At 58.8% G+C, this 24847-nt stretch carries 27 protein-coding genes; 2 read left to right on the forward strand and 25 right to left on the reverse strand.

Annotated elements, in window-relative coordinates:
- Nucleotides 1-103 precede the first annotated feature (103 nt).
- The 4 genes from IU367_RS14985 to IU367_RS15000 form a co-directional block, all read right to left on the reverse strand.
- Nucleotides 104-442 (reverse strand): hypothetical protein, encoded by a 339-nt coding sequence (locus IU367_RS14985; RefSeq protein WP_274452321.1) that lies wholly within the window; start codon nt 440-442, stop codon nt 104-106.
- A complete protein-coding gene (locus IU367_RS14990) occupies nt 421-2382 on the reverse strand; it encodes a reprolysin-like metallopeptidase (protein ID WP_274452322.1) in 1962 nt (653 codons plus the stop codon). The genes IU367_RS14985 and IU367_RS14990 overlap by 22 nt, the downstream gene beginning before the upstream one ends.
- Nucleotides 2383-2629: 247 nt before the next feature.
- The gene (locus tag IU367_RS14995; RefSeq protein WP_274452323.1) at nt 2630-2959 is read right to left on the reverse strand and encodes a hypothetical protein; all 330 of its coding nucleotides are present in this window, start codon (nt 2957-2959) and stop codon (nt 2630-2632) included.
- The gene (locus tag IU367_RS15000; protein WP_274452324.1) at nt 2956-4932 is read right to left on the reverse strand and encodes a reprolysin-like metallopeptidase; all 1977 of its coding nucleotides are present in this window, start codon (nt 4930-4932) and stop codon (nt 2956-2958) included. The genes IU367_RS14995 and IU367_RS15000 overlap by 4 nt, the downstream gene beginning before the upstream one ends.
- A gap of 209 nt (nt 4933-5141) precedes the next feature.
- On the opposite strand from IU367_RS15000, the gene IU367_RS15005 reads away from it, so the two are divergent.
- Complete coding sequence (locus IU367_RS15005; protein ID WP_098984593.1) at nt 5142-6353, forward strand: RsmB/NOP family class I SAM-dependent RNA methyltransferase; 1212 nt, start codon at nt 5142-5144, stop codon at nt 6351-6353.
- 65 nt (nt 6354-6418) lie between these two features.
- On the opposite strand, the gene IU367_RS15010 is transcribed toward IU367_RS15005, so the two are convergent.
- Entirely contained in the window at nt 6419-6763 is a 345-nt protein-coding gene (locus IU367_RS15010) for a Grx4 family monothiol glutaredoxin (RefSeq protein WP_043134716.1), read from the reverse strand.
- A gap of 286 nt (nt 6764-7049) precedes the next feature.
- On the opposite strand from IU367_RS15010, the gene sodB reads away from it, so the two are divergent.
- Nucleotides 7050-7634: a superoxide dismutase [Fe] gene (gene sodB / locus IU367_RS15015; protein ID WP_274452326.1), complete on the forward strand. Its 585-nt coding sequence runs from the start codon at nt 7050-7052 to the stop codon at nt 7632-7634.
- Between the two features lie 114 nt (nt 7635-7748).
- On the opposite strand, the gene IU367_RS15020 is transcribed toward sodB, so the two are convergent.
- From IU367_RS15020 to cheY, 20 genes are all read right to left on the reverse strand, one after another.
- Nucleotides 7749-8561 (reverse strand): MlaA family lipoprotein, encoded by an 813-nt coding sequence (locus IU367_RS15020; protein WP_274452327.1) that lies wholly within the window; start codon nt 8559-8561, stop codon nt 7749-7751.
- An 80-nt stretch (nt 8562-8641) separates the two neighbouring features.
- Nucleotides 8642-9922, reverse strand: coding sequence for a c-type cytochrome biogenesis protein CcmI (gene ccmI / locus IU367_RS15025; protein ID WP_274452330.1), 1281 nt, complete (start codon nt 9920-9922; stop codon nt 8642-8644).
- Nucleotides 9919-10398 carry a cytochrome c-type biogenesis protein gene (locus IU367_RS15030; RefSeq protein ID WP_043555993.1) on the reverse strand — a complete coding sequence of 160 codons (480 nt, stop codon included), beginning with the start codon at nt 10396-10398 and terminating at the stop codon, nt 9919-9921. The genes ccmI and IU367_RS15030 overlap by 4 nt, the downstream gene beginning before the upstream one ends.
- A gap of 11 nt (nt 10399-10409) precedes the next feature.
- A complete protein-coding gene (locus IU367_RS15035) occupies nt 10410-10940 on the reverse strand; it encodes a DsbE family thiol:disulfide interchange protein (RefSeq protein ID WP_042872041.1) in 531 nt (176 codons plus the stop codon).
- On the reverse strand, nt 10937-12892 hold the full coding sequence (locus tag IU367_RS15040; protein WP_043555991.1) for a heme lyase CcmF/NrfE family subunit: 1956 nt from the start codon (nt 12890-12892) through the stop codon (nt 10937-10939). The genes IU367_RS15035 and IU367_RS15040 overlap by 4 nt, the downstream gene beginning before the upstream one ends.
- 82 nt (nt 12893-12974) lie before the next feature.
- A complete protein-coding gene (ccmE, locus tag IU367_RS15045) occupies nt 12975-13466 on the reverse strand; it encodes a cytochrome c maturation protein CcmE (RefSeq protein WP_042872036.1) in 492 nt (163 codons plus the stop codon).
- Nucleotides 13463-13669, reverse strand: coding sequence for a heme exporter protein CcmD (gene ccmD, locus IU367_RS15050; RefSeq protein ID WP_042872035.1), 207 nt, complete (start codon nt 13667-13669; stop codon nt 13463-13465). Before ccmD ends, ccmE begins: the two co-directional genes overlap by 4 nt.
- A 2-nt stretch (nt 13670-13671) precedes the next feature.
- The gene (locus IU367_RS15055) at nt 13672-14412 is read right to left on the reverse strand and encodes a heme ABC transporter permease (RefSeq protein ID WP_042872032.1); all 741 of its coding nucleotides are present in this window, start codon (nt 14410-14412) and stop codon (nt 13672-13674) included.
- A 162-nt stretch (nt 14413-14574) separates the two neighbouring features.
- Nucleotides 14575-15243: a heme exporter protein CcmB gene (gene ccmB, locus IU367_RS15060; protein ID WP_274452331.1), complete on the reverse strand. Its 669-nt coding sequence runs from the start codon at nt 15241-15243 to the stop codon at nt 14575-14577.
- Between the two features lie 4 nt (nt 15244-15247).
- Nucleotides 15248-15883 carry a cytochrome c biogenesis heme-transporting ATPase CcmA gene (gene ccmA / locus IU367_RS15065; protein ID WP_264305540.1) on the reverse strand — a complete coding sequence of 212 codons (636 nt, stop codon included), beginning with the start codon at nt 15881-15883 and terminating at the stop codon, nt 15248-15250.
- A 163-nt stretch (nt 15884-16046) separates the two neighbouring features.
- Complete coding sequence (locus tag IU367_RS15070; RefSeq protein ID WP_043134707.1) at nt 16047-16433, reverse strand: DUF2802 domain-containing protein; 387 nt, start codon at nt 16431-16433, stop codon at nt 16047-16049.
- Between the two features lie 18 nt (nt 16434-16451).
- Nucleotides 16452-16940, reverse strand: coding sequence for a chemotaxis protein CheW (locus IU367_RS15075; RefSeq protein ID WP_005298836.1), 489 nt, complete (start codon nt 16938-16940; stop codon nt 16452-16454).
- A gap of 69 nt (nt 16941-17009) precedes the next feature.
- Entirely contained in the window at nt 17010-17882 is an 873-nt protein-coding gene (locus IU367_RS15080) for a chemotaxis protein CheW (protein WP_274452332.1), read from the reverse strand.
- Nucleotides 17879-18673, reverse strand: coding sequence for a ParA family protein (locus IU367_RS15085; protein WP_043555988.1), 795 nt, complete (start codon nt 18671-18673; stop codon nt 17879-17881). The genes IU367_RS15080 and IU367_RS15085 overlap by 4 nt, the downstream gene beginning before the upstream one ends.
- Nucleotides 18674-18677: 4 nt before the next feature.
- Nucleotides 18678-19589, reverse strand: coding sequence for a flagellar motor protein MotB (locus tag IU367_RS15090; RefSeq protein ID WP_274452333.1), 912 nt, complete (start codon nt 19587-19589; stop codon nt 18678-18680).
- 2 nt (nt 19590-19591) lie between these two features.
- Nucleotides 19592-20329 (reverse strand): flagellar motor protein, encoded by a 738-nt coding sequence (locus IU367_RS15095; protein WP_043134702.1) that lies wholly within the window; start codon nt 20327-20329, stop codon nt 19592-19594.
- 2 nt (nt 20330-20331) lie between these two features.
- Complete coding sequence (locus IU367_RS15100) at nt 20332-21447, reverse strand: protein-glutamate methylesterase/protein-glutamine glutaminase (protein WP_043555984.1); 1116 nt, start codon at nt 21445-21447, stop codon at nt 20332-20334.
- 32 nt (nt 21448-21479) lie between these two features.
- Entirely contained in the window at nt 21480-23648 is a 2169-nt protein-coding gene (locus IU367_RS15105; protein WP_274452334.1) for a chemotaxis protein CheA, read from the reverse strand.
- A gap of 11 nt (nt 23649-23659) precedes the next feature.
- A complete protein-coding gene (locus IU367_RS15110; protein ID WP_043134698.1) occupies nt 23660-24400 on the reverse strand; it encodes a protein phosphatase CheZ in 741 nt (246 codons plus the stop codon).
- Between the two features lie 12 nt (nt 24401-24412).
- Nucleotides 24413-24784: a chemotaxis response regulator CheY gene (gene cheY, locus IU367_RS15115; RefSeq protein WP_005298814.1), complete on the reverse strand. Its 372-nt coding sequence runs from the start codon at nt 24782-24784 to the stop codon at nt 24413-24415.
- Nucleotides 24785-24847: the final 63 nt, after the last annotated feature.

Here is a 24847-nt window from a genome sequence, read left to right on the forward strand (position 1 = left end):
CCATCGAGAGAATAATTGCAGGCATTGTGCTCCGCCCCTCTTGCGGTGACAAGCCATAACGCAGCGGGGAGGCTATCGCCTCCCCGCTGCGCTTGAGCGCCATCTATTGCCCTGCGATCGCCTCCGGCATGCACTTTTCCAACATCCGTCGGTTATATCGGGTGGCATCGTCAACCTGCTGCTCGAACTCGGCCTCCTTGCCCATCTCAATCACATCGTCGAATCCCTCCAGATACCGTACCCCGCACCGGATGCGGGCTTCTGCTTGCCGTGACGCCACGACCCCAGGAGCCATACCACCGCGCCCGCCACGCACAATGAGTCGATAATCCTGTGCGACAAGACTCTCCTCTATCACCTCAGTCAGTGATTCAGCCAGAACCTGCCCCTCGCACAGATGCAGAAGCAGCAAACCGGCAACTAGTCGTAATATCTGCGCCATACGGCTGCACCTCCCATGAGGAGGATAACGATAATACTCACAGCGCCACCACCGCCACCGCCACCACTGTTGTTAGTAATGATGGCTGCACTTTGCGTAGTGTCCGATGCATCACCTTTTATCCCATTGATAGAGAAAAAAATATTATTGCTGCATGCCAGCTTCAGCCTAGCAGTGCGGGTCAGCGAGGCAGGCAGCTTCACACTGGCCGAGCCGTTGTTGGCAAGCCCGCTCGCCAGTGTGGCCCAGGTGGTCCCACTATTCTGGGTCAGCGCCAGATCGACACTGGGGCAGTTAATGGGCGGTTGATTGGTCCCCGCCACATTCCAGGTCACCAACTGGGTACTACCCGCCACCATCGCGCCGACCTGCGGGGTGGTAATGGTAAATGCCGCGCCGGTATTGACCACCTGTACCACCATCTCATCACTGCTCACAGCCCCTTGACCATCACGCACGGTAAGGCGAAACTGGAAAGTGCGATTAGTCGCCGGCCACACCTCCCCTTTGGCCAGTACACCCGATATCAGGGAACTCATAGCGGGCAAGGTTCGGTGGGGATCCTGGGTTGGCGAGACAAAGCGAAACAGAGGACGGGATCCATCATCCACCATGGTCACCAGACTATAGGATGCGTTACCAAGATCCAGCTCCTCCCAAGTGTAGCTCAGAGGGTTGCCATCCAGATCCAGCGCACTACCGTCAAGGGTAAAAGGGGTATTGGCGGGGATCACTCTGTCAACACCAGCATTCACGACTGGTGCATTATTGGCAAGCGCTAGGTTGGTGCCACAGGAGGGCAAAGAGGCCATCAAGGTGCGCATCTGTTCGATCGATTTGCTGTGAAAGAAAGGGTCGCTGTTGATCTGCAGATTCTCTTCACCACAGATCCCGGCATAGGCCATGATGGTCGAGCCGCTACCCGGCTCCCAGGCAGAGCTAGCCTTACGGCCAGTGGCACAACTGTCGGCCATGCCGTTGAAAGAGTGCTCGGCCCCCAACTGATGCCCCAACTCATGAGCCACATAGTCAATAAAGAACGCATCACCAGTAGGCTGTGATCCCCCTGTCATACCGCGGGAACGACTGAGCTGGTTACACAGAGACTTCTGTGTTGCCACGCCGCCACCTGACGTTGCCAGCAAATGGCCCAAATCAAAGGTCGGATTCAGCAACAACGCCTGCTGGGTTTGATTAGTGTCGAGATCTTGAGTCGAGTTGGTAAAGGGGTCCGTAGCCGGATCGGTGAAAATCACCTTGTCCGTATCGGCCGCAAGCTGAAACTCGACACCTACATCGCGGCGATAGACTCCGTTGATCCGGTTAAGCAAGCTTGCAATCGCCGAAAGCGCTGCGACCTTGGTTCCACCATGATACTGAGTATATTCCCCCGTTGCCGAGATGGCGATGGTGTAGCGCTTGCGCAAATTGCCATCGACTAGCACGACTCGATCGCGATCGGCTCCAAAAAAATCAATAACCTGATCCACATCCTGTCGCCGCCAAGCATCCTGCTGCTCATAAACAGCATAGGAGAAACCGTCCTGTAGCGGATCGATATAAAATGTACGTCCCTTGTGAGTAAACATGCCGTGAAAACCCTGCATAGTAACATCGAATCGACCAGTGTCTGTCACATGGTCGATTGCGGTACCACTGTAGGTATGGATTGAGGGGTAACGTTGGGCCAACGCATCAGGGAGCAGAGCGTTGGGATGAACATCAAACTGCACCGTAGTGCCATCCGGTAGTGGCACGGTTAACACAGTGGAAAAATTGCCTAGTTCAAAAAGCTTATCCGGAACAACCACTCTTGCCTTGTCGGCTCGCACACCGTAGACCTGACCCCTTTCGACGCTCTCATTCATGAAGGTCCACTGAGGTTCTGCTGCAGCCTGAACAGACAGACTCGCGATAATCACCGCAATACCATGCTTCATAGAGCCTCCTTGCCCTACCTTGGTGATCACGAGTATGGTGCAGCGCAAATGGACGATCTGCATGACAGGCAGAAAAGAAAATCTGCACAAAACCTCCGTCATTCATAAAATTCTGCTACTACTAATGTCAAAACGCTCCCAGATGGAACAAGCTTGCTGTATTCAACAACTGAAAAAAGTAAAGGCGCCATTGGCGCCTTTACTGATTGGTATGAGCATTCCCCACTTAGGTTAGCGGGCTGAACTTTCACTGCTTACCGACGTCAGAAACTGATGAACAATGGGCCAGCATGCGCTGGTTATATTCGGCCACATAGGCCCTCAGCCTGGCCTGAGCCTCTTTCTGATCGGGTTTGATGACATCCCCCAAGCCCTCCAGATAGCGCACGCCACAGCGCGCCTTGGCCGCTTCCTGCTCACCGGTCGCAATGCCGGGCGCCACTTCGCCACGCCCGGCCCGCACTATCAGCCGGTAATCCTGCCTGGCAAGGCTGGCGCTGACCGCCTGCTCCAGGGTGTCGGCATCTGCCTGACAACCCCCGAGCAGCGTGAGCAGCAGCAAGCCGGTGACTCTCATGCCCGCCTCCGTTGCCAGCCGAGCAGGGCCAGCGCCAGTGTCCAGAAACCGAGCGAACCGCCACCACCACCGCCCGAGTTGCCGCCACTTTGCACCACAGGCAACTTGAGCGGGCTGATGGCGAAGAAGATGTTGTCGCTGCAGGCCACTTTCAACCTGACGCTGCTGGTGAGCTTGGCCGGCAGGGTGACGGTGGCCGAGCCGCTGTTGGGCTGGCCGGTGGCCAGGGTCGCCCAGTTTGCGCCCTCATCCTGAGTCACGGACAGGTCTACCTTGCTGCAGTTGATCGGGGCTGCGCTGGTGCCCGCCACATCCCAGCCGACCGCCTGGCTGGCGCCCGGCGTCACCATAACGCCAAGGGGGCTGGTCAGGCGGAAGGCGCTGCCGGTGTTGACCACCTGCACCTTCATGTCATCGCTGGCGACGCCGCCCTTGCCGTCACGCACAGTGAGCCGGAAGTTGAGATCCCGGTTGGTGGTGGGCCAGGCCTCGCCCTTGGCCAGCGAGCCGGAGAGCAGGGATGGCAGACTCGGAAGGATCCGCTCCGGCGAGCTGGTCGGCGACACGAAGCGGAACAACGGACGGGAACCGTCATCGATCATGTCGAGGGCGCTGCTGGACGGGTTGCCCAGATCAATCTGCTCCCAGGTGTAGGTCAGGGGATCCGTGTCCAGATCAGCCCCGGCCCCCTTGAGCACAAACGGCGTGTTGGCGGGAATGATATGGCTGGCCCCGGCAGCCGCCTGGGGAGCGTTGTTGGCAAGGGGCAGCGTGGTGCCGCAGGTCGGCACGGTCGCCATGTGCGCCCGCATCTGCTCGATGGATTTGCTGTGGAAATAGGGGTCACTGTGGGGCTGGATGTTCTCGTCACCACAGATACCGGCATAGGCCATGATGGAAGTGCCGCTGCCCGGCTCCCAGGCCTGTGCCGCCTCACGGTTGTCACTGCCACAACTGCCAGTGGTGCCGTTGAAGGTGTGATCGGCACCGAACTGGTGGCCGATCTCGTGGGCCACGTAGTCGATAAAGAAGGCATCCCCCACCGGGGTGGATGAACCCGTCATGCCATCCGACTTGGTGGCCGTACAGAGCACACCCAATCCGGCCAGACCACCACCGCCCGTGTTGACCACATGGCCTATGTCGAATGGTCCCAGCGCCCCGCTGGGCAAGGTCTGCGCATTGGCCTGTACCGCGCCGTTGACATCGACATCAGTGTCGTCATTGCTGAACGGGTCGCTCGCCGGATCGGTAAAGATGATGGCGTCATTGCCGCTGGCCAGCTGGAACTCGGCCCCCACATCGCGCTGATATACCTCGTTCACCCGGTTGAGCAGGGTGGCGAGGGCGCCCATGGTCAGCACCTTGGAGCCCCCGTGGAACTGGGTGTACTCCCCGGCCGCCGAGATGGCGATGATGTAGCGCTTGCGCTCGTTGCCATCCACTTGCACCTTGCGGGCCAGGGCTTTGGCGTCGGCCCCGATCACCTTGTCGGCCTCCTCTTCCAGCCGGCTGTAGGCATCCTGCTGGTAATAGACGGCATAGCCTTCGGCATTGCGCAGCGGGTCGACGAACACCGTCTTGCCCTGGTGGGTGAACATGGCGTGGAAACCTTGCGGGCCCAGGTCGAAGCGACCCGTCTCCACCGGCGCCGCCGGGTTATGGCCCTTGAAGGTCAGGATCTCGGGATACCTGGCGGCAAGATCGGCAGGCAGCAGGTCATAGGCCTGCAGGGTGAAGCTCACCTCACCCCCGTCCGGCAGTGGCAGGGTCAGCTGACGCGCCCCGGCCTGCAGCCCGGCAAAGTAATCGAGGGGCACCTTGGCCACCCGGAACTGGTTGGCCCGCACTTCATAGCCGTCCGCCGCCGTGGCGCGCGCCGCCACCGTGTTCCACTCCTTGGCCGCGAGGCCACCCGAACTCATCAGGCTGGCCACGACCAGCGCCAAGGGAGAATATTTCATTAACTGCATCTTTTTAGTCCTTTTAAATGCACTCACCTGAACTGCAACCGGCATCATTTTCCTGCTGGTCTGATTAGTCCAGCGCCATCGTCTGTATATTCCCCGAATGGGGAGTGTTGCACCAACCCTGTCTAGCCCCTATCATTGCGCGGATTTATCAGTTTTAGAGCTGTGTCACCATGACGACAGTTCGTCTTTATCTGACCAAGGTTAATCTCATGCTCAAATCCCCACTGTTGCCCCGTTTCGGGGACCTGATCGTTGCCATTGTTGACGATGTGCTGGGCCAGGGTCTCACTCTGGACCGCGCCTATGCCCGTCACTTCTCCGGCATCGAACTCAAACCGCAAGAACAGGCAAGGATTGCTCTGGTCACTGGCGATCTGCTGCGTCGCCTCAGCCTCTATTGCGCCCTGACCGGCATTCAGGTACGTCAGGCCGAGAAGAATGTCTGGCCGCTGCTGCACAGCTGGCACGCTTTTCACAAGATAGCTCAACCCAACCATCCGACCCTGGATCGTTTCAATGAGGAGGCATTCCGTCGCCGCCTGACCGAAGCGAAGAAGAACCCCGTGCTGATGGACGGTTGCCCCAGCTGGCTGGAAAAACTGGGCAGCGAGCAGCTCGGCGAGGCCTGGCCTGCCGAGCGCGCCGCCCTGGCCTGGATGCCCAAGCGTTACCTGCGGGTCAACACCCTCAAGTGCACCCGTGAAGAGCTGCAAGCCATTCTGGCCAAAGAGCATGTCACCACTATTCCCGTTGAAGGCGTGGATACCGCCCTGCAGGTCACCTCGGACGCCGCCCTGTTCCGCACCAAGGCCTTTGCCGATGGCTGCTTCGAGCAGCAGGATGCGGGCTCCCAGCTGGTGGCTGCCGCGCTGGAAGTGACGCCTGGCATGCGCGTCATCGACGCCTGCGCCGGCGCCGGCGGCAAGACGCTGCACATCGCCGCCATGATGAACGGCAAGGGCCGTCTGCTGGCGATGGATGTGGAAGAGTGGAAGCTGGAAAACCTCAAGCAGCGCGCCCGCCGCGCCGGTGCCCACAACGTGGAAACCCGCGTCATCGAGAGCAGCAAGACTGTCAAGCGCCTCAAAGGCACCGCCGATCGCGTGCTGCTGGACGTGCCCTGCTCGGGCCTGGGCGTACTCAAGCGCAACCCGGATGCCAAGTGGCGCGACACCGCCGAGCGACTGCCGGTGCTGGTCGCCCTGCAGGAAGAAATCCTGCAGCGCTACAGCCAGATGGTGAAGGTCGGTGGTCTGCTGGTCTATGCAACCTGCTCCATCCTGCCCCAGGAGAACCGCCAGCAGGTGGACAAGTTCCTGGCTGCCAACGACAACTATCGTCTGCGGGATGACCACACCGTCAGCCCGTCCGCGACCGGTTTTGACGGCTTCTACATGGCACGGATCGAACGCATCGCCTGATGCCAGTCGTGGAATAAAAAAAGGGGAGCCATTGGCTCCCCTTTTTGCATGATGCAGATGCGACCTTATTCGGCGGCAGCGTCATCCTGCTTGTGCTTGGCGGCCGTTTCCTTGATCAGGGTCTGCAGCTCGCCGGCCTGGAACATCTCGATCAGGATATCGCAGCCACCGACCAGCTCACCCTCAACCCACAGCTGGGGGAAGGTGGGCCAGTTGGCAAACTTCGGCAACTCGGCACGGATGTCCGGGTTTTGCAGTATGTCGACGTAAGCAAACGGCTCGCCACAGGACATCAGAGCCTGGGAGGCCTGGGCAGAGAAACCGCAGCTGGGTAGCTTGGGGGAACCCTTCATGTAAAGGATGATGGGATTGTCAGCCAGCTGCTGTTTGATCTTTTCAATAGTTTCCATAGGTGCCTCACTAGAGCGATTTCGGCGGCCATTCTACTGCAATCCGGGCAGACCACAAACTGACAAACCGTCCCGGATGCAAGAAGTGATGAATCAATACGCCGCAGCTTGATCCAAGTCATGGCGAGAATCAAGAGTTGTTAGCCCATCTTTGATGCTGGTACAATCGATGGGCTTTGGGCCGTTTGGTCCCATCATTTCAAGAACAATTCTTTTCAAAATAGAAAAGAGTACGCAATGTCTTGCAACCGTCGCCTTCGCACGGCCAGCCAATGGAGAGTAGAAAATGGCATTCGAACTTCCCGCTCTGCCCTATGCAATCAATGCTCTGGAACCGCACATCTCCCAGGAAACTCTGGAATACCACCACGGCAAGCACCACAACACCTATGTGGTCAACCTGAACAACCTGGTGCCGGGTACCGAGTTTGAAGGCAAGTCCCTGGAAGAGATCATCAAGACCTCCACTGGCGGTATCTTCAACAACGCCGCCCAGATCTGGAACCACACCTTCTACTGGCACTGCCTCTCCCCGAACGGCGGCAACGAGCCGACCGGCGCCCTGGCTGATGCCATCAACAAGGCGTTCGGCTCCTTTGCCGAGTTCAAGGATGCGTTCACCAAGTCTGCCATCGGCAACTTCGGTTCCAGCTGGACTTGGTTGGTGAAGAAAACCGACGGCTCCCTGGCCATCGTCAACACCTCCAACGCCGGCTGCCCGCTGACCGAAGCCGGGACTACCCCGCTGCTGACCGTCGACCTGTGGGAGCACGCCTACTACATCGATTTCCGCAACCTGCGTCCCAAGTACATGGAAACCTTCTGGACTCTGGTCAACTGGGAATTCGTGGCCAAGAACCTGGCTGCCTGATAGCCGCTTCTTGCCAAAACGCCCCGCACTGCGGGGCGTTTTTTTATGGCCGGCATTCGCGGCACCAAGATGAAAAAGGCGCCCACAGGCGCCTTTGTTGCACAACCAGTGGCATCACTGATCGATTTCATCCAGGTACTCGTCCAGATTGGTGTCGTCCACCTTCTCCTTCTGCTCCTGCTTGAGCTCGGTCTGGCGACCCGTCACCTTGTTCTGGTTGTATTGCAGATAGAAGTCCTTGGTCAGGGCATAAGGATCGAGCGCGTTGTCGATGATCCGCTCCTGATCGATCAGCTTGGAACGCGTGCCCAGGCCATCCAGCGCCCAGTGCGCTACTTTCAACGGGAAAGTCAGCAAGGCATACGGGAAGTAAAGAGTATCTATGGTGTCCCCCACCAGCTTGCGGGTCGTGGTCGGGCCGTAGACGGGCACCATCAGATAGGCGCCATCGCCGATGTCGGCGCGCCCCAGCACAGTATTGAGTTCCAGCTTGTTGCGCTCAAGCCCTGTGTGCCTGGCCACATCGAAGATCCCCAGCAGCCCTACGGTCGTGTTGAGGGTAAAGCGGCCCAGGTTCGTCCCCGCCCCCTTCAGATCCCCCGTGATCAGGTGGTTGACCATGCTGCTCGGCTCGTTGAAGTTCTCGACCAGGTTCTCGATGCCGTCCTTCATCCCTTGTGGAATATAGCGGGCATAGCCATGCACCACGGGGCGGGCCACATAGGGCTCAAGCACATCGTAGTTGACCGCCCACATGGCTCGGTTGGCCCCCTGGAACGGGTCACGGCCATCGCTGGCCGTGCTGGTCGCCTCTGGTCGACTCGGGGTCTCCTTGAGGTCAAGGCTTTCGGGACCCGGCTTGGGCGGGCCACCTGCACAGCCACCCAGCAACAAGGCCACCATCAATGCCCCTAAACGCACATGCATATGGAAGTCCTAGCTTTTTATTGTGATTAATCTGAATTATAGGCAGCCCGGCCCCATCGAGGGGCCGGGCCAAAGGAGTATTAGAGGGCGTGATCGATGCGGATGTCAATCGGTGCTGACGGAATGGCATCCGTCGGGATCGGAGCCGATACCCCTTCAAACGCCCCTTCCTTGTTCATGACGTTGCCACCGCGGGAGAGCCGCGCCTTGAACTGCAACTGAGGGTAGGCGGCGAGCTTGCTGCCATCCATCATGGCATCGCCATCCCCGAGGGACAGGGTCAGCGGGAACTGGGGACCCGGGATGCGCTTGACCGCGATGGGCATGGGCGGACCGTTGGGGATCACCGCAAACACGAACAGATGGGCATCCTCCGGCAACTGGATGCCGGGAGCCAGGGTGACATGCAGCGGGAACTCGCCGGCCTTCACTTCCTGCACCTGGGCAGGCGCCTGGCTCTGTGCCTGTTCGCCTTGGGTCGCCGGCACGCCTGGCGCCGCCATGCCACGCTGCTTCAGCTGCTGCTCGGCATAGTCGATGGAGCGCTCCACCATGGCGTAGCGGGTCGAGCCCTTCTCCATCAGCGGCAACATCTCGCGCCAGCGCAGCAGCGCCGTCTTGAAGTCCTCTTTTTGCAGCGCCATGAAGGCATAGACGGAACGCGCCTCTATGTTGGCCGGATCCAGCGCAATGGCGCTACGCAGCAGCTCATCGGCCTGGGCGTCATCCCCTGTCATCATCAGCGCCTGGGCATAGGGCACGGCCACCATGGCCTTCTGTGGTGCCAGCGCATAGGCCCGCTCCAGCGCCTCACGGGCCATCTCGGGATCATTGCCATCCAGCGACAGGCGACCCAGCAGCAGCCAGCCGCGATAATCGTTCGGTTCGTCTTTCAGACGGGTGCGCAAACCCAGCATGAAGTCCATCAGATCCTGCTCGGTCACCAGGGCATCCCGCTCCACCAGGATGCGGTTGCTCAGCTCACTGAGCCGGCTATTGGCATCCTGCCAGCGCTGGACTTCCCGCCAGGAACCGAGCTGGTAATAGAGTCCCAGACTCACCACCACCAGCACCAGCACACCCGGGATCCAGATCAGACTCTTGCCACCACGTGCGGTCTGCTCCACATCGGGAATGTCGTCCAGCAGGCTGCGTTGCAGCTCGACCAGAGAGTCCGGCTCCTCCGCCAATATGCCCTGTTCACGCTCTTCGCCTATCTCCAGCAGACGCTGGCGATAGAGCTGCTTGTTGAGGGCCGAACGGCTGATGCTCTGCTTGCCCTCGCCGCGCCACAGCGGCAGTACCAGCGCCAGACTCACAAGCACCAGCAGGGCCGCGATCACTATCCAAAATGCGGTCATTGTTTCTCTTCCTCTTTGAGCAGGGCAGTCAGTCGACGCTGCTCCTCCGCGCTCAGGGCGCTATCCGTCGGCCTGGCCGCCGCGGGACGACGACGGCTGCGCACCACCACAGTGACGACACCTATGACGATCACCAGCAGCGGGCCCAGCCAGAGGATCAGGGTCGACGCCATCAGCGGCGGGTTATACAGAATGAAGTTGCCGTAGCGGGCGACCATGTAGTCCACCACTTCCTGCTTCTCCTTGCCCTCGCGCACCATTTGATAGGTCTTGTCGCGCAGATCCTTGGCCAGCCCGGCGTTGGAATCGGCTATGTCCTGGTTCTGGCACTTGGGGCAACGCAGCTCCTTGGTCAGCTCGCGAAAGGTCTGCTCCTGGGCATCGTTGTCGAAGGTGTAGACATCGATGGCGGCCAGCGCCTGACCGGCGCCACCCAATCCTGCCAGCAACAGCAGGGATGCAATCAATACTCTCATCAGGCTCTCCCTCACTTCATGGCATCAAAGATGGGTTTGAGGGTCGATGCCCAGACTTCGGGGTTGACGTCCCCCACGTGGCGATAGCGGATGATGCCCTGGCTGTCGATGAAGAAGGTCTCGGGCGCGCCGTAGACCCCCAGATCCAGCCCCAGCATGCCGTCCGGATCATACAGGTTGATCTGGTAGGGATTGCCGAGCTCCGCCAGCCAGTTGATGGCCTTGGCGCGCTCATCCTTGTAGTTCATGCCGACTATGTAGATCCCCTGCCCCGCCAGCTGCTTGAGGTAGGTATGCTCCCCATAGCAGGTCGGGCACCAGGTGGCCCAGACATTGAGCAGCATGGGACGGCCCTTGAGGATGCTCCTGTCATGCTGCTTGTTCAGGTCATAGATGTCCTGCAGGGTGAACACCGGCACCTCCTTGCCCACCATCACGGATTCGAGCTTGGTGGGGTCTGAGTAGAGCCCGCGAAACAGGAAGACGGCCCCCAGCAGAAAGATGATGAAGGGGATCAGAAACAACCAGGTCTTCTTGCTCATGCCTTGGCCTCCTCGTCACGACGGCCGAAACGGTAACGCTTGTCCAGCATCGCCAGCACACCGCCGATGGCCATGAAGACGCCGCCAAACCAGATCCAGCGCACGAAGGGTTTGTAGTAGATCCGCACCGCCCAGGCACCGTTGTCGAGCTGCTCGCCGAGCGCCGCATAGAGATCCCGGGTGAAGCCTGCGTCTATGGCCGCTTCCGTCATCGGCATCCGGCTCACCTTGTACATGCGTTTCTCGGGTTTAAGCAAAGCGATCTGCTTGCCATCCTTGTGCACTTCCAGCACGCCCTTGAAGCCGTCGTAGTTGGGGCCGTTCTTCTCCTTGATACCGGTGAAGACGAACTCGTAGTCGGCAAAGTGCACCCGATCGCCGGCCTGCATGCGCAGATCCTTTTCGATGCTGTAGTTCTGGGTACAGGCGATGCCTATGATGCTGACCGCGAGCCCCACGTGGCCCAGGATCATGGCCCAGTGGCTGTTGCCAAGCCGGCGCACGCCGACGGCAAAGCTGTGTTTGTGGGTGGCGCGCACCCAGGTTTCCTGCACGCTGGTAACTATGATCCAAGTGCCAAGACCAATGCCGAGCGCGGCCCAGGGTTTGAACTCCTCGGCCAGCAGCAGCGGCAGCAGGAAGGCGGCGGCCAGGCTCAATACCAATGCCAGGATCACCTTGCCCTTGAGCTCACCCAGATCCTGACGGCGCCAGCGAAACAGCGGGCCCATCCCCAGCAGCAGGGCAAACGGAATGATCAGCCAGCTGTAGATGTGGTTGAAGAAGGGGGTGCCGATGGAGATGCTGCCAAGCCCCAGCTCCTTGTGCACCAGCGGCAACAGGGTGCCGAGCAGCACTGTCAGCAGACCCGCCACCAGCATGATGTTGTTGCACAGCAACAGGGTCTCGCGGCTCCACAGCTCGTGTTTGCCGTGGCTCTTCACCTGGGAGCCCTTGAAGGCAAACAGCAAGAGCGAGCTGCCGATCACCGCCAGCAGGAAGCCCAGAATGAACAGACCGCGGGTCGGGTCGGAGGCGAACGCATGCACCGAAACCAGCACGCCGGAGCGCACCAGGAAGGTGCCGAGCAGGCTCAGTGAGAAGGCGGAGAGCGCCAGCAGCACTGTCCAGGCCTTGAAGGTGGCCCGCTTCTCGCTCACCGCCAGCGAGTGCAGCAGGGCCGTGCCCGCCAGCCAGGGCATGAAGGAGGCGTTTTCCACCGGATCCCAGAACCACCAGCCACCCCAGCCAAGCTCGTAATAGGCCCACCAGGAGCCCAGCACGATACCGAGAGTCAGAAAGACCCAGGCCGCCATGGTCCAGGGACGGGACCAGCGCGCCCAGGTGGCGTCGAGGCGCCCCGTCATCAGGGAGGCGATGGCGAAGGCGAAGGCGACCGAGAAGCCCACATAGCCCATGTAGAGCATGGGCGGGTGAAAGATGAGGCCGGGATCCTGCAACAGCGGGTTGAGGTCGCGTCCATCCACCGGGAAGTAAGGCAGAGTACGAGTGAAAGGATCCGAGGTGAACAGCACGAAGGCGGTGAAACCGACCGAGATCAGCCCCAGCACGCCGAGTACCCGCGCCACCGCATCGAGCGGCAGGCTGCGGCTGAACAGCGCCACAGCCGCGGTCCAGCCACCCAGGGTCAGTACCCAGAGCAGCAGTGAACCCTCATGGGCGCCCCAGACGGCGGAGATCCGATACGCCAGCGGCAACAGGGTATTGGAGTTGGTGGCCACGTACTGCACGGTAAAGTCATTGTCGATGAAGGCCCAGGTCAGGCACAGGAAGGACAGCAACAGCAGCAGGAATTGGGCATAGGCCAGCGGACGGGCCGCCGACATCATGCCGAGCCGCCCCCACTGGGCACCGAGCAAGGGATAAACGCCCAGCAGCAGGGCGGTGGCAAAGGCCAGGATCAGTGAAAACTGTCCTAATTCCGGGATCATGGCTGAACTCCTTTCAAATGAGCCGCAGCACGAACCTGTAAACCGGCTTGAAATGGTGAAAGCGGTGCGAATGCTGTCGGGATCATTGCTTGGCTCCCTTCAACTGCGCCTCTGTATATTCCGGCTTGAAATGCATGCCGTTGGTGGCATCGGCCACTTCCGGCGGCATGTAGTTCTCATCGTGCTTAGCCAGCACCTCGAACGCCTCCACAGTAGTGGCGTTCTTGAGGGTACCCTGGGCCACTATGCCCTGCCCTTCGCGAAACAGGTCGGGCAGTATGCCGTCAAACTCGACGGTCACCAGATGGCCGCCGTTGTCCACCAGCTTGAAGGCCACCTTGAGGCTCTGCTGATCCCGCTGCACAGACCCCGGCACCACCAGGCCACCGATGCGCAGGCGCTGCCCCTCTTCCGGCTTGATCTTGTCCGGCCCCTTGCCCTCCACCAGCTCGCTCGGGGTGTAGAAGAGATCGATATTCTGGCTGAGGGCATAGAGCACCAGGCCTATCACGGCGGCGAGGCCAAGACTTATCGCCAATATGATGGTGAGGCGTTTCTTGCGTCTCGGGTTCATAGGGTGTTCTCCATCTGCTGGGCCGCCTTGCGGCGGGTCTCGCGGGCCTGCTTGCTGCGCAATTCGCCGAGCAGGCTGCGGGTCTTCAACCGGGTGGAAATGACGATGCCGACCAGGCAGATCAGGGTCAGACCGAAGGAGAGCCAGACATAGAAGGCGTAGCCGCCCATCGCCATGAAGTCACTGAAAGAGGCAAAGTGCATGCTTACTTCTCCTGCTTGGCAAGATCGATGACCCAGGGGCGATGCCACTCCCGCATCAAGAGCTCGTTGCGAAAACGCATCAGGGAGAGGGCCCCGAGGAAGGTGGCAAACGCCAGTATCATGATGAGCAGCGGCCACAGCATCTCGGGGGAGATGGAGGGCTTGTCAAACTTGGTGATGCTGGCGCCCTGATGCAGGGTGTTCCACCACTCCACCGAGTAGTGAATGATGGGCAGGTTGATCACCCCCACCAGCGCCAGAATGCCGGCGGCGCGACCGGCCAGCACCTTGTCGCTGAAGGCGTTGTAGAGCGCGATCACCCCCAGATAGAGGAACAGCAGAATAAGCTCGGAGGTGAGACGGGCATCCCATACCCACCAGGTGCCCCACATGGGTTTGCCCCAGGCTGCGCCGGTAAACAACGCGATGAAGGTGAACACGGCACCGACCGGCGCAACGGCGGCCACCGTCATGTCGGCCATCCGCAGTTGCCACACCAGCCCGATGAAGGCGGCCACCGCCATGGTGGAATAAGCCCCCATGGAGAGGATGGCGGCCGGCACATGGATGTAGATGATCCGGAAGGAGTCACCCTGCTGATAATCAGCGGGTGCAAAAGCCAGGCCCCAGAGGGTGCCTATGATGAACGCCAGCAGGCTTGTCACGGCAAACCAGGGCAGCAAGGTCCCTGCCAGCTGATAGGCGCGCTCGGGTTTAGCGTAAGGGTGCAACCATTTCCACATAGCTCACAAAACCTTTCTGTTATTAATATAGTGGCGAGGCCTACCATACCCACTGCCGGAAAACATCACATCCCCCGAAAGCAATAAGCAGCCATCCTCTTGATCTATCTCAAGTATATTTTTTATAACAGCCCATCCCGAGCCGCCTTACCACAGCTTTCATCAGTTCACGCTGACCCGCAGCGCCGCCGAGACCGCCAAGGGGGTCAGGGTCAGCGCACCGGCCAGCATGGCCCCCAAAATCGCGAGCTGGCCCGAATAGGGCAGCCCCATGCCCGCCGCATCGATGGCGGACGTGGCAAAAATCAGTACCGGAATATAGAGCGGCAGGATCAGCAGGCTGAGCAGAACGCCCCCCTTGCGCAACCCGACCGTCAGGGCGACGCCAACCGCCCCGAGCAGGCTCAGCACGGGCGTCCCCAGCGCCAGGGTGGCGACCACCGCCAGATAGGTGTTCATGTCCAGCGACAGCAGGATGGCGAGCAGCGGGGAGATCAGCAGCAGCGGCAGGCCGGTCAACAGCCAGTGAGCGATCACTTTTGCCAGCGCCAGCAGCCCGAGAGGATGAGGCATCAACATCATCTGTTCCAGCGCACCGTCGCTGAAGTCATCGCGAAACAGCCGCTCCAGCGAGAGCATGGCCGCCAGCAGGGCCGCCACCCAGATGATGCCGGGGGCAATGCGGGCCAGCAGCTTGGGCTCGGGGCCTATGCCAAGGGGAAACAAGGTGATGACGATGAGGAAGAACCAGAGCGGGTTGAATATGTCGGAGCGCTGGCGCAGGGCCATCAGCAACTCGCGATGAATAAGGTGGATTACGGCGTGCAACATCAAACTACTCCTGCAGCAAGGGCGTGAGGGAGAGGGTCTTCAACCGCCCTTCCATCAGAGTCATGTCCTGATGGGTGGTGAGGATCACCATGCCACCCCGCTCGGCATGGGCCAGGAACAGCCGCTCCAGCACCTTGACGCCCTGCTTGTCGATGGCGGTGAACGGCTCATCCAGGATCCAGAGTGCCGGCTTGTCGCTGAGCCAGAGCCGGGCCAGCGCGACCCTACGCTGCTGGCCGGCGGAGAGCTGTCCGGTGGGATAGTCCTCAAACCCGGCCAGGCCGACCTGGGCGAGCACCCGCCACAAATCTACCGTCGCTTGAGCCGGATGATGCAACTTTTGATAGAAGGTGAGATTTTCGAGCGGCGTCAGCGCCGCCTTGACACCAGGCTGATGGCCCAGATAGAGCAGGTTGGCATGATATTCATCACGACAGCTGCGGATATTCTCGCCATTCCAGCACACCTCACCGGCAAATGGCTGCGACAGGCCGGTCAACAGCCGGAGCAGGCTGGTCTTCCCCACTCCGTTGGGGCCTTCAATTTGCACCAGATCGCCGGGAGCCACCGCAAAGGAGAGATGTTCAAACAGAGTGCGATCTTCACGCACGCAGCTCAGATTGTTAATTTGAAGCAGCATGAGGATGTAATCAGTGAAAAGAAGCGGCCTGCATATTAACACAGTATTGGAGAGCGTCTTTTCAAAGATGCCAACTATCAGCAGGATTTGTGGGGGAGATCCCGCCTTTTTGGCACGCTGGACGGGTGAAAAAAATCAGGAAGGCGGGTGCCTTCCTGAGGATCTATGAGCGGCCTTTTCGCAATGAAATCAACAGTTCTGCCTCGGCCTTCGGCAATTCACATTCATTCATGACCTCGTCGAGGTCGGCGCCGAGCTCCACCATCTTGGCGGCACGGCTGTAAAGGCGGCGTTCCGGATCCTGCAGGGTCAGTTCCTGCTGGCGATCATTGACCTGCTGCATGGCCCCTTCAACGGACTGCAAACGCTGACCCATGCCGATGGCCCCCGTGTGCAGCTCCATCATCTGCTTGCGCAGACTCTCAAGCTGGCCTTGCAGTGTCTCCACCCTGGCCTCGGACTCTCGCTGGCCACGTCGGCTGCTGATCACCCCGTACAGGGCCAGCACCAACGCCAGCAAGGACACCCCCAAGGCGGCTATTTCAATCATCAACACATCATTTTCCTATCAGAGGGAACCAATATCTTCCCACTCTTCATCGGAGAGCAGCTTGTTCAGATCGACCAGGATCAGCAGCTGACCATCGCGGTTACTGACGCCCTGAATGAACTTGGCGCTCTCTTCTGTGCCCACCGCAGGGGCGGCATCGATCTCGGAGGAGCGCAGATAGACCACCTCGGCCACGCTGTCGACCATGATGCCGATCACCTGCTTCTCCGCCTCGATGATGACGATGCGCGAGTTCTCGCTCACATCGCCGGAAGGCAGGCCGAAACGGGAGCGGGTATCGATGACAGTCACCACGTTGCCGCGCAGGTTGATGATGCCCAGCACATACTCGGGCGCACCTGGCACAGGGGCGATTTCGGTGTAGCGCAACACCTCCTGCACCTGCATCACGTTGATGCCATAGGTTTCATTTTCCAGCTGGAAGGTGACCCATTGCAGCACTTCATCTTCGGCCAGATTCTGTGCAATATTGCGCTTTTCTGTCATGTTTTTATTCCTTTTATGAAAACGTCTACTGGTAAAACTAGCAATAAAACAGCACAAGTGCAGAAGTTATCAGCGACCTTCTATGTTGACCCCACGCTCCAGCAACAGGAGCAATTCCCTGACGTGCAGCAGGGCACACATCTTCTCCTTGACCATGCCCGCCAGCCAGGGGCGCTTGCCCTCCTGGTGACGCCATTTGACCTGATCACGATGCAATAACTCTGTGCCCTTCAGATGATGGCAGGCAAGTCCCCAGGGAGATTCGCCCAGCATGATCAGATACTTGTAATCCGCTATGTCCAGATGCTGGCCCGGCATCACCCACTGCGCCGTGTCCACCACGTTCATCTTCTGCTCGCGGGAGGTCATGATGCCACGGTACCAATCCGGCTGACCGAACAGTGACGAGACCTCTCCCAGCTGATGGATACCGCCAAGCTCGGTCAGGGGCACCGCGAAGGTGACACCGGCGACTTCGAAGAAGAGCGCCTGAAACTCCTTGCCAGTGTCGATATTCTCCCAGGTCGATGGTGCGACTTCCGCCTGAGGGGCCAGTTCCACCGCCGTCTCTGTCATCACCAGCGCCGATGGCTCTGCCACCACAGGGGCTGGCATCTCCTCCGGCCATACGGGTTCAACCGGCAGCAAGGCATCTTCGGCCTCGATCTGCAGCGGCTCGCTGATCACCTCTTCGTGGCTCAGGGCGTCCATCTCAAACTGCACCTGACCCACCTGGGCGAGCAGCTCGCTCAGTTGTTCGAGCCGCTCATCCGCCTCCAGATAGGGTTGCACCACCACCTCAGGCTGCACCTGAGGCTGACGTAGCAGCCGGACAACGGGTGCAGGTTCCGGCTCCTCTGCCAGATCAGGCAACAACGCCTCATCCAGCAACAGGGAGTGAAAATAATCATCCATGGCCCTGACTTGGGTCGTGTCGCTCATGATGCCACCTCATGAGCACGTTGACGCTCCTGGGCATCAAGATAGTTGAGCAAGGTCTCATAGGCATAAGTGCCGCGACTGCTCGGCGAATAAATGGAAGGGGGAATGTGGAGCAAGCTGGCATCCCGAAACTTGGTGTCTATGGGGATGACGGCATTCCATACCGCATCGCCATGTTGATCCTTGATGGACTTCAGTGTCATCAGAGAGGCACGGGTACGCTTGTCAAACATGGTGGGGATCACGGTGAAGCGAAACTTCTCCCGCTTGGATCGCTGCATGATCTCGAAGGTCTTCATCATCCGCTCCAACCCCTTGAGGGCCAAGAACTCGGTCTGAACCGGCACCAGGATCCGATCGCAGGCGGCCAGGGCGTTGACCATCATGACCCCCAGCACTGGCGGACAGTCGATGAGCACGTAGTCATACTGATCCTGAATGCGCAGCAGGGCACGTTTGATCACCAACCCCATGCCTTCGCGGTTGCCCATCACCCGATCCAGAGTGGCCAGGGTAATGGAGGCCGGCAGCAGGTGGATGTTCTCAAACTTGGTTCGCAGCGTCAGTTTATTGACCAGCTCGGCCGTCGGTTTGACGGCCTGAAACAGCTCATAGAGGGTACCGTCCAGCCGATCCGAGTCAAAATCGAGATAAGAGGTCAGGGAAGCATGGGGATCGGTGTCAATCAATAGCACCCGCTGGCCGCGCTGAGCCAGGATACCGGCTAACGAGACCACTGTGGTGGTTTTACCGACCCCACCTTTTTGGTTGGCAACCGTCCAAACAATCACTGTATCAATCCTGCCTTGTTGTTATGCGTATGCCACCACCTGGCAGAGTGATCACCTTGACCTCGCCTGCCTCTACCGCCTGTTGCACTGCAGGAACCGGCTCCACCCTCACAGGCTTGACGGGAGCGGGTGGCGCCCAGGCGAACTTGGAAATAGCGACCACCACCTTGCGATTCTGTAAGCGTCCCTGTTCGCTGTCATTCCCGGCAAAGGGAGAAAACTCCCCGTATGCCTCGTAGGCAAGCCGCTGTGGTGCTATGCCCTTGGCGATGAGAGCGGTGAGCACGGCCTCGGCTCTTGCTGCTGACAGCGTCCAGTTGGAGCGAAAAATTTCATTATTTATCTGCTGGTTATCTGTATAGCCCCGCACTCTCACATAGTTATCGACCGGTTTCAGAATACCTGAAAGCGTATTGAGCACAGGGTCGGCATTGGTGCTCATAAAGGCACTGCCGCTGCCAAACAAGAGACCTGAGCTCAACTCCACAGTCAACCAGTTATCATCCAGTGTGAGCTTGACCACACCGGCCTCGACCAGAGTGCCCATGTTCTCTTTCAGCTGCGTATCTATCTTCGCAAGCGTCATGCCATCTTGTTTGATAGGCACACCGGAGATGGGAGCGAGGGAGGGAGAAGGCGGCAAAGCACTCTCCAGCACTGAGGGGGCAGCCGATACCTCGTTGTTCAACAGCGACTTCCCCTGCCCTTCCAGCAGGCCATCACTGCGTGGCTGCATGACGTTGAATGCCTGGGTCATGCCGTCGATGACGGCGCGATATTTGTCTTTGTTGACCAACGCCACCGAATAGAGCACCACAAACAGCGCAAAGATCAGCGTCATGTAGTCGGCGTAGGAAACCAGCCAGCGATCGAGATGTTCTCGACCTTGCAGATGCAAACGATAGCGCTTGCGCATGGCTACTCTCCTTTCAGATAAGCCTTCAACCGCCGCTCAACCTGCGGGCCATTCTCACCGTGGGCAATCGCCATCAAGCCTTCCAGCGTCATCTCCTGGAACAGGGCGTAATGATAATGAAAGGCGCGCAGACGGTTGGCTATCGGCAGATAAAAGAGGTTGGCAAAGCCGACCCCGTAAATGGTGGCAACAAACGCAACGGCAATGCCGGCGCCGAGGGCTGCCGGATCCTCCAGATGGAACATGGCCTGGATCAGACCCATCACGGCACCTATGATGCCGATGGTCGGACTGTATCCTCCCATGGCCTCGAAGACCCGGGCCGAGTGCTCGTTACGCTCCTGCTCGATGTCGATGTCCGCTTCCAGCAACATGCGAATATCATCAATCGACACCCCGTCCACTATCATGGTGAGCCCCTGACGGGTGAACTCATCGCTCTCCTGATCGGCCTGATTTTCCAGCGCCAGCAGACCCTGCTGGCGGGCAAACACCGCCCATGCCTGCAAGCGTTCGGCCTGATTGACCAGATCCCAACCAGGGGGGAGCAACATCCAGCGCAACTGCCTGATCGCCTCTAGCAGATATTTGCGTGGCGTCTGCAAAATGACGGCCCCCCAGGTGCCGCCAACGACGATGACAAATGCCGGTCCGTCGAGCAGGGTGAGCAGGGTGCCGCCATGCCATAGCTGGGCAATGGCAATGGCTCCCAGAGCCAGGATCAGGCCAAACATGCCCATCTTTAGCGACCCAGCTCAACCAGAATACGTTGTGCTACCCGGTCTAGCGGCAGTGACTCAGTGGCGATGCCCGCCTTGGCGACAGCTTGCGGCATACCGTATACGACGCAAGAGGCTTCATCCTGGGCCCAGATGGTGGAGCCCTGCTCCTTGAGCAGACGCGCACCATCCCGACCATCCGCCCCCATGCCGGTCAATACGATGGCAAGCACCTTGTCGGCATAGGTTTTGGCTGCCGATGCGAAGGTGATATCCACGCACGGCTTGTAGTTGACCTTGTCATTGCCATCGACGATCCGGATGCGGGCACCGACTCCGCGCCCTTCCAGCAACATCTGTTTGCCACCTGGCGCCAGATAGGCGTGACCGGGTTTGAGTACATCACCATCCTCCGCTTCCTTGACTCCGATCTGGCACAGACCGTTGAGACGAGCGGCAAACGCGGCGGTAAAGGTTGCCGGCATGTGCTGGATCAGCAGAATGGGATGAGGGAAATCGCCCGGTAGTTTGGTCAGCACATTTTGCAGGGCCACAGGGCCACCGGTAGAGGTGCCGATAGCCACCAGCTGGTAGGTTTTCCCGCTGCGTTTAAACGCGGCAACCGGTACGACCCGTTGTGGCTCGACCTGACGATCGCCGGGACGTGACAACGAGCCGCCCAGTGGGCTGCGAGCGGCCGGTTCAGGGGCTTTTGGCCTGGCGGGCGCGGCCATCAGGAAGCGCTTGCGCGATATCTCCTTGACCCGCTGTTGCAACAAGCGAACGGCTTCGTCCTTGTCACGGGCTATGTCTTCGAACTTCTTGGGCAGGAAGTCGAGAGCGCCCGCATCCAGGGCATCGAGGGTGGCCTTGGCCCCTTCATGGGTCAGGGAGGAGAACATCAGGATCGGAGTGGGACACTTGGCCATGATCTCGCGCACGGCGCTGATGCCATCCATCACGGGCATCTCTATGTCCATGGTGATCACATCCGGCCGCAGAGCCAGCGCTTTGTCTACCGCTTCCCGTCCATTCTGGGCCGTATCGATCACCGTCAGCATAGGATCCTGATTGATGATCTCACTGACCCGGCGGCGGAAGAAGCTCGAGTCGTCGACAACTAATACCTTGACTGCCATTGTTATTTTTCTAACTCCTTGGGCCTGAGCTATCAATGTCTACGCGCATATGCTTTGAGCAGACTCGGCACATCCAGAATGAGTGCAATACCACCATCGCTGGTGATGGTGGCCCCGGCCATGCCTGGGGTTCCTTGCAGCAGGTTGTCCAGCGGCTTGATCACCACCTCTTCCTGGCCAATCAGATTATCCACGACAAAGCCTATCTGCTGAGTGCCAATCTGCACTATGACCACATGGCCCGTATCCTGCCGTGACTTCTTGTTTGTCCCTTTCACCAGCCACTTGTGCAGGTAGAAGAGCGGAATGGCCTTGTCGCGCACTATGATGGTGAGCTGACCGTCCACCATGTTGGCCTTCTTGAGGTCCAGATGGAAAATCTCGTTCACACACCCCAGCGGCAAGGCAAATGTCTGCTCGCCCACTTCCACCATCAGCGTTGGCAAGATGGCCAGGGTCAAAGGCACCTTGATCTCGAGGCGAGTACCCTTACCCCAGGTAGAGTCGATATGCACAGAGCCATTGAGGCTCACTATGCTGGTCTTCACCACATCCATGCCGACACCGCGGCCGGAGATATCGGAAATCTCGGACTTGGTCGAGAAACCGGGAGCAAAAATCAGGTTATAGGCATCGCTGTCGCTCATGCGCGCCGCCGTGTCTGCATCCAGCACGCCACGATTGATGGCGATGGACTTGAGCTTCTCCGGATCCATGCCGGCGCCATCGTCTTCGATACAAAGCAGAATGTGGTCACCCTGCTGGGAGGCGCTCAGGGTAATGGTGCCCTGCCGTGGCTTGCCCGCTTTTTCCCGCACATCCGGCATCTCGACCCCATGGTCACAGGAGTTGCGCACCAGGTGAACCAGCGGATCGGCCAGGGCCTCGACCAGGTTCTTGTCCAGATCTGTCTCTTCCCCGACCATCACCAGCTCAATATCTTTCTTGAGGGTGCGGGCCAGATCGCGCACGACCCGGGGGAAGCGGCCGAATACTTTCTTGATGGGCTGCATGCGCGTCTTCATCACGGCGCCTTGCAGATCTGCGGTCACCACATCCAGATTGGCAACCGCTTTTGACATGTCTTCATCGTTGCTGGCGATCCCCAGGCTCACCAGACGATTCCGTACCAGCACCAATTCCCCCACCATGTTCATGATGACGTCCAGCGTCTTGGTATCCACCCGCACAGTGGTATCGCTTTGCACCGCATTCTCTGCTGGTGCAGCGGCTTGCTTGACGGGGGCCGGTGCCGGTTTGGCGGCAGCAACAGGCGCGGCTGCCGGTTTGGGTGCAGGAGCTGGCATTGGCTTGGCAACGGGGGCAGGCGCCACAGGGGCTGCTGGCACCGGCGTGGCGACTGTTGGTGCAACAGGGGGCGTGATGCTGGTTTTTGGCCCTTGACCACGACCATGCAACTCATCGAGCAGACGTTCGAACTCATCATCATCGATCAGTTCGTCGACCTCTTTTTGCACCGACTTCAACGGATTGGTCTCAGGCGCGCCGCTATGCTGACCCTGACCATGCAACTGGTCGAGCAAGGCTTCAAATTCGTCGTCTGTGATATCTCCCGTACCTGTCAGCACTGGGCTCACAACTGGAGTCGGGGCTCCGCCGACGCCATGCAGTTCATCGAGCAAGCGCTCGAACTCATCGGCCGAGATCTCATCGATGGAGCCGCCACCATTGACGGCAACAGGTTCGGCAACCGCTTCAGGCTCAGGAACCGCGATCACCTCATCAGCAGATGCCACAGTCTCAGCGGGCGCACTATTGCCCGCCGAGGCGGTCAACAACTGCTCCTCGCCTTCTGGTTTGCAGAGCTCATGCAGGTCATGCAGAATTTCAGCGGAGGCAGGGCTAGGCGGTTCGCGATTTTGCACCTGGGCAAACATCACATTGATGGCATCCAGCGCCTGCAAAATGACATCCATCAATTCAGCCGTGACGGTTCGCTTGCCATTGCGCAAGATATCGAACACGTTTTCGGCACCGTGACAAACGTCTACCAACTCACCCAGAGAGAGAAAACCGGCGCCGCCTTTGACGGTATGGAAGCCGCGAAATATGGCATTCAACAGATTCTTGTCATCGGGTCGCTTTTCCAAGTCGACCAGTTGTTCGGACAACTGTTCCAATATTTCGGATGCTTCGACCAAAAAGTCTTGCAGTATGTCTTCATCAACTTCGAAGGCCATGCGTCACTCCATTAAAATCCCAGGCTAGACAGCAGATCGTCCACATCATCCTGACCATTGACCACATCGGAACGAGTCTCAGGGTTCATGATGGGGCCTTCAGCTTCAATCCCGCTTACAGGAAGGCTGCGAGATGAATGCTCAACAGATGCCTCACCAAACATAGTCAGCATTTCTATTAATTTAGTTTCAACTTCCTGAACCAACTTGATGACCTTGCGGATCATCTGGCCGGTCAAATCCTGAAAATCTTGCGCCATCAGGATCTCTGTCAGCAGTTGCCGTAATTTATCGGCATCAGATTCAGAAGCCTTAATAAAATCATCCAGTTGGTGACATAAAGACTTAAATTGCCCGACATTCATCTCCCTGCTCATCAGGGCATTCCAGTTGGGCATAACCAGCTGAATGTTGTCATTGAGCCGGTCGGCAATCGGCAAACTGGCCTCCACCGCATCCATGGTGCGGTTGGCTGCCTTGTCTGTCATGTCGATGACGTAGCTGAGACGTTCCCGGGCATCGGGAATTTCATGGGTTGCCAAGTCGGGGATCCGGGAATCCAGCCGGAAATCTTGTAAGGAGCTGTGCAGTTGTCGGGTCAGCTGACCCACTTTGTCAAACAGAGCAGCCGCATTGGGAGCACATGCATCTGCGATGATAGTATCGGCCTGTTCAAATTCGCCTTGCTCAAGATGGGCAACAAGCATCCTTGCCTGATCGAGCGAAATCATTGCACTCGTTTTGGCCTTCATCCCTGCTGCTCCTTAGCCGATTCGTTCAAAGATTTTGTCGAGTTTCTCTTTGAGCGTTGCAGCGGTGAAAGGCTTGACGATATAGCCATTGACGCCCGCCTGGGCGGCTTCAATGATCTGTTCGCGCTTGGCTTCGGCCGTTACCATCAGTACCGGCAGATGCTTGAGCTTGTCATCGACACGAATAGCCTTGAGCAAGTCAATGCCTTGCATACCGGGCATGTTCCAGTCGGTGACGACAAACTGAAAATCACCATTTTTCAACATTGGCAAGGCCGTGTTGCCATCATCTGCTTCGTGGGTATTGTTAAATCCCAGGTCACGCAGCAAGTTCTTGATAATCCGGCGCATCGTTGAAAAATCGTCAACAATGAGGATTTTCATGTTCTTGTCCAAAATTCCCTCCTAAATAGCCGCCATAGCGGCTCACTTACATGATGCAGATCG

The organism is Aeromonas bestiarum (genome assembly GCF_028751155.1).
Taxonomy (GTDB): Bacteria; Pseudomonadota; Gammaproteobacteria; order Enterobacterales; family Aeromonadaceae; genus Aeromonas; species Aeromonas bestiarum.

What these genes read in the sequence shown, in the direction of transcription:
- IU367_RS14985 (WP_274452321.1), bottom strand. Translation starts at nt 442, where the DNA reads ATGGCGCAGATATTACGACTAGTTGCCGGTTTGCTGCTTCTGCATCTG.
- IU367_RS14990 (WP_274452322.1), bottom strand. Translation starts at nt 2,382, where the DNA reads ATGAAGCATGGTATTGCGGTGATTATCGCGAGTCTGTCTGTTCAGGCT.
- IU367_RS14995 (WP_274452323.1), bottom strand. Translation starts at nt 2,959, where the DNA reads ATGAGAGTCACCGGCTTGCTGCTGCTCACGCTGCTCGGGGGTTGTCAG.
- IU367_RS15000 (WP_274452324.1), bottom strand. Translation starts at nt 4,932, where the DNA reads ATGCAGTTAATGAAATATTCTCCCTTGGCGCTGGTCGTGGCCAGCCTG.
- IU367_RS15005 (WP_098984593.1), top strand. Translation starts at nt 5,142, where the DNA reads ATGCTCAAATCCCCACTGTTGCCCCGTTTCGGGGACCTGATCGTTGCC.
- IU367_RS15010 (WP_043134716.1), bottom strand. Translation starts at nt 6,763, where the DNA reads ATGGAAACTATTGAAAAGATCAAACAGCAGCTGGCTGACAATCCCATC.
- sodB (WP_274452326.1), top strand. Translation starts at nt 7,050, where the DNA reads ATGGCATTCGAACTTCCCGCTCTGCCCTATGCAATCAATGCTCTGGAA.
- IU367_RS15020 (WP_274452327.1), bottom strand. Translation starts at nt 8,561, where the DNA reads ATGCATGTGCGTTTAGGGGCATTGATGGTGGCCTTGTTGCTGGGTGGC.
- ccmI (WP_274452330.1), bottom strand. Translation starts at nt 9,922, where the DNA reads ATGACCGCATTTTGGATAGTGATCGCGGCCCTGCTGGTGCTTGTGAGT.
- IU367_RS15030 (WP_043555993.1), bottom strand. Translation starts at nt 10,398, where the DNA reads ATGAGAGTATTGATTGCATCCCTGCTGTTGCTGGCAGGATTGGGTGGC.
- IU367_RS15035 (WP_042872041.1), bottom strand. Translation starts at nt 10,940, where the DNA reads ATGAGCAAGAAGACCTGGTTGTTTCTGATCCCCTTCATCATCTTTCTG.
- IU367_RS15040 (WP_043555991.1), bottom strand. Translation starts at nt 12,892, where the DNA reads ATGATCCCGGAATTAGGACAGTTTTCACTGATCCTGGCCTTTGCCACC.
- ccmE (WP_042872036.1), bottom strand. Translation starts at nt 13,466, where the DNA reads ATGAACCCGAGACGCAAGAAACGCCTCACCATCATATTGGCGATAAGT.
- ccmD (WP_042872035.1), bottom strand. Translation starts at nt 13,669, where the DNA reads ATGCACTTTGCCTCTTTCAGTGACTTCATGGCGATGGGCGGCTACGCC.
- IU367_RS15055 (WP_042872032.1), bottom strand. Translation starts at nt 14,412, where the DNA reads ATGTGGAAATGGTTGCACCCTTACGCTAAACCCGAGCGCGCCTATCAG.
- ccmB (WP_274452331.1), bottom strand. Translation starts at nt 15,243, where the DNA reads ATGTTGCACGCCGTAATCCACCTTATTCATCGCGAGTTGCTGATGGCC.
- ccmA (WP_264305540.1), bottom strand. Translation starts at nt 15,883, where the DNA reads ATGCTGCTTCAAATTAACAATCTGAGCTGCGTGCGTGAAGATCGCACT.
- IU367_RS15070 (WP_043134707.1), bottom strand. Translation starts at nt 16,433, where the DNA reads ATGATTGAAATAGCCGCCTTGGGGGTGTCCTTGCTGGCGTTGGTGCTG.
- IU367_RS15075 (WP_005298836.1), bottom strand. Translation starts at nt 16,940, where the DNA reads ATGACAGAAAAGCGCAATATTGCACAGAATCTGGCCGAAGATGAAGTG.
- IU367_RS15080 (WP_274452332.1), bottom strand. Translation starts at nt 17,882, where the DNA reads ATGAGCGACACGACCCAAGTCAGGGCCATGGATGATTATTTTCACTCC.
- IU367_RS15090 (WP_274452333.1), bottom strand. Translation starts at nt 19,589, where the DNA reads ATGCGCAAGCGCTATCGTTTGCATCTGCAAGGTCGAGAACATCTCGAT.
- IU367_RS15095 (WP_043134702.1), bottom strand. Translation starts at nt 20,329, where the DNA reads ATGGGCATGTTTGGCCTGATCCTGGCTCTGGGAGCCATTGCCATTGCC.
- IU367_RS15100 (WP_043555984.1), bottom strand. Translation starts at nt 21,447, where the DNA reads ATGGCAGTCAAGGTATTAGTTGTCGACGACTCGAGCTTCTTCCGCCGC.
- IU367_RS15105 (WP_274452334.1), bottom strand. Translation starts at nt 23,648, where the DNA reads ATGGCCTTCGAAGTTGATGAAGACATACTGCAAGACTTTTTGGTCGAA.
- IU367_RS15110 (WP_043134698.1), bottom strand. Translation starts at nt 24,400, where the DNA reads ATGAAGGCCAAAACGAGTGCAATGATTTCGCTCGATCAGGCAAGGATG.
- cheY (WP_005298814.1), bottom strand. Translation starts at nt 24,784, where the DNA reads ATGAAAATCCTCATTGTTGACGATTTTTCAACGATGCGCCGGATTATC.